This is a genomic window from Enterococcus spodopteracolus, assembly GCF_030441955.1.
GTDB classification, from domain to species: Bacteria; Bacillota; Bacilli; order Lactobacillales; family Enterococcaceae; genus Enterococcus_B; species Enterococcus_B spodopteracolus.
In genome coordinates, this window is record NZ_JARJHD010000120.1 from 1 (window position 1) to 422 (window position 422).

Annotated in this window: 1 protein-coding gene; it reads right to left on the minus strand. The window is 40.3% G+C overall.

Features of this window, described 5'->3' with window-relative positions; genetic code table 11:
• The coding region (locus P3R27_RS14850) for a glycosyltransferase family protein (RefSeq protein WP_301399191.1) at positions 1-380 on the minus strand (380 nt) is incomplete at its 3' end.
• Positions 381-422: the final 42 nt, after the last annotated feature.

Consider the following 422-nt stretch of genomic DNA (forward strand, 5'->3'; position numbering starts at 1 on the left):
TCGAAACAGTGCTCCCATTTAAAAGGAGAAAGATCATGAAACGTTGCCACTGCAGGGCCGTCAAAAGGAGGGAGGAAATAATTAGGTCCATGAAAAAGGCAACGTTCGTAGCCACGCAGCGCCTTCTTTTTTAGTTGTGGCATAAGCAATCTGTAGGTCTCAATAGCCAATGAATTGCTCTGCACAATTTTTTTCAACCAGTGACTACTATCAGATGTATTTTTTGCCGTAGGTATGTTAGATAAAAAACGGGTACCGGAGAAAAAATTTAGTTCTTCAATTTCGTTGTGGCTTTGCAAGCCTTTTGCCAACTCATAGGTATAACGCCCTATGCCAGTCAACGGGAACTTGATAGGCTCAACGGAAAGAATTATTTTCATCTAAAGTCACATTCCATAGAATATCTATGCTTTCAACATAGT